This window comes from Bacillus sp. CR71 (genome assembly GCF_003429245.1).
Taxonomy (GTDB): Bacteria; Bacillota; Bacilli; order Bacillales; family Bacillaceae_G; genus Bacillus_A; species Bacillus_A thuringiensis_S.
Genome location: NZ_CP031748.1, coordinates 4,141,782 through 4,144,484 on the forward strand (window position 1 = coordinate 4,141,782; position 2,703 = coordinate 4,144,484).

Genomic DNA, 2,703 nt, shown 5'->3' on the forward strand with positions numbered 1-2,703 from the left:
TATTCTAAATACACTATCTGGAGTTTATATGAAGATATTCAGTAGATTATCTAAAGATATTAGGGCTTATCTGGAGTTTATATGTAGTGATTCATTAATATAGTAAGAGAAACTGGAACACAAATTAAAATACGTAATCAATTTTGAACATTAGTAAGGAATCAGTCCATTTATTGTGGAATGAGGACAAACGGAATAATAATAAATATAAAATAAATATAAAATAAATACGGTCACCGATTGATTAACTAGAGGAAGGAATTCAAACAAGGGATAACTCCTTTTATTTTTGACCCATACAGTACAGGGTGAGATTCTATAGCTGGCAAATTAACCTCCTGTATGGAATATCAATGTGGGCATTCTTTTTGGTTCATTACATTTACCACTCCTAATCTATCTAGTACCCACACAAAAAGCACATATAAAAAAACCACCCAAAGGTGGCTATATTTTTAAGCGTCACTTATTTAATCCGTTAATTCCACGTTTTTTGTTAGTTTTTCACCATTTCGATAAACTGTTACTTTAATTGTATCCCCCAATTTTTTCTTTTCATATAAATATTTACGGAATTGAACGACATTTTCTATTTTTTGTCCATCTAATGCAATCACAACATCATATTGTTGTAATCCACCTTTTTCTGCTGGTGATTGGTTTGAGATATTCCTCAATACTGCACCATTCGATATCTCTTTTGGTAATTTTAATTGATGGCGTGCAGAATCTGTCATTTTCCCCACATCTAATAACTGTACACCCATCATCGGACGTTTAACTGTCCCATCTTTCTCAAGAGACTCTAGGATTATTTTGGCTATATGAATCGGAATTGCAAATCCAATTCCTTCAACAGCTTGTTGTGCAATTTTACTCGAATTAATTCCAATGACTTCACCCTGTTCATTAAACAAAGCTCCTCCACTATTCCCAGGATTAATAGCTGCATCTGTTTGAATTACCTGTGCTTGCCAATCCACTTGTTGATTTCCGAGGGTACTAACAGGTATTTCTCGTTCCTTGCTACTAATAATCCCCTTTGTTACACTACCTTCTAGTCCTAATGGATTCCCAATGGCTATTACCGTTTCCCCTGTACGAATTTTTTCTGAGTCTCCAAGTTTTGCGACTCTTTTTACATCTATCCCGTCAATTTCTAATACCGCTAAATCTAATAATGGATCTGTCCCTACTACTTTAGCGGGAACCTTTTTACCATTATTCAATTTCACTTCTACTTTATTCGCACCGTCTATCACATGATTATTTGTAACAATAAAAGCCTTATTGCCAGTTTTTTTATATATGACCCCCGACCCCGAACCAGCTTCTTCTGATTGGTCTTGCGTATTAAATAAATCTGCATTTTGTTTATAGTTAATGACACCTACGACAACTTCTTTTGCAGATTCAATCATATTTTGAGGATTGCTCACATCTTCTGGTTTGTAAGAGATCGGCGTAGCCTGATTTACTTCGTTATGCTTAGGAGATTGACCTGCACTTCCTTTGATTTCATTTATATAAGGCGTGGTCAATCCAATGGTAATTGCACCAATCACTGCACCAATTATTCCTGTGAAAAAATACCCTGTTTTTTTATAGGCTTTATTCCTATTGCTTTCTGTTTGATTTGTATCATAGTATCCCATTGTGAACATCCCTTTCTCCTTTAATTTACAATTGAATATTTTTATCTTGATATTTGAAATACGATGTATGAATGTAATATTTAAGAATCATCATTTCAAAAAAAGAAAATTTTACCTTTGGGCATGGTTTAAACATAAATCAACTGTTTTTTCGTAGGGGTAACATTATATTTGAAATTTCCTATGAATATATGTATAACGATATTCAAACACACTTCGAACTTGTTTCTAAAAAAAAGAGCCTATTCGGCTCTCAACAAATAGTGTAATCAATGTACAAAGTAGCATGCGTGTTTATACAGGTGTTTTGCAAAAAGTGGAAACAAGGGACAATAAACATCCATTATCCTATTTATTCTTTTGTTATAAACTTAGATCCTAGCATTCTCGTAAGAATGGATAGTAATAGGTTTGTGTGTAAATAAGAAGGAAGGGATAAAATTTGATAGATTGTGTAAGTCGTCAACATCATGTATCATTCCTTTCTATTTGGTACATGTATCATTCCTTTCTATTTGGTACATGTATCATTCCTTTCTATTTGGTACATGTATCATACAAACTTAATCTGTATTCTATATGGAGTTAATCTAGAGTTATAGTAAAGACTTTCAGTACCTAATTATGGAATACAAAAATAGAGAGAATCAATTTGATCCTCCCTATTTTTATTCACTAGACTTATATAGCTTTCTTTTATTTACACTTGTGTATTTGTTTAAGCACGATGCTGGTTTCAATTTTTGTTATTTCTCTTTTATGCGTCTATTATTCGAATGAGGAGCTATCCACAGTTGTACATCTAATAAAGAAAGAATGATGTTTGCTTCTAGTGACATCTTAATTACCTCCCTCTGTCTTGTTATGTATATAACCTATCTCATGCATCTGGAGCTAATCTGAAATACATGTAGTTTTCTTGTGAAGTTTTTATAGTGTTTCTAATACGTCTCCACATCAACTCCAGATTAGAAGGTTATAATGACTACAAGAGGTGATATTATGAAGAACTATCACATTCTGGTGGTAGAAGATGATCAAGAAATAC

Annotated in this window: 1 protein-coding gene; it reads right to left on the reverse strand. The window is 33.0% G+C overall.

Features of this window, described 5'->3' with window-relative positions:
• Positions 1-470: 470 nt before the first annotated feature.
• On the reverse strand, positions 471-1,664 hold the full coding sequence (locus DOS87_RS20685; protein ID WP_208730124.1) for a S1C family serine protease: 1,194 nt from the start codon (positions 1,662-1,664) through the stop codon (positions 471-473).
• Positions 1,665-2,703: the final 1,039 nt, after the last annotated feature.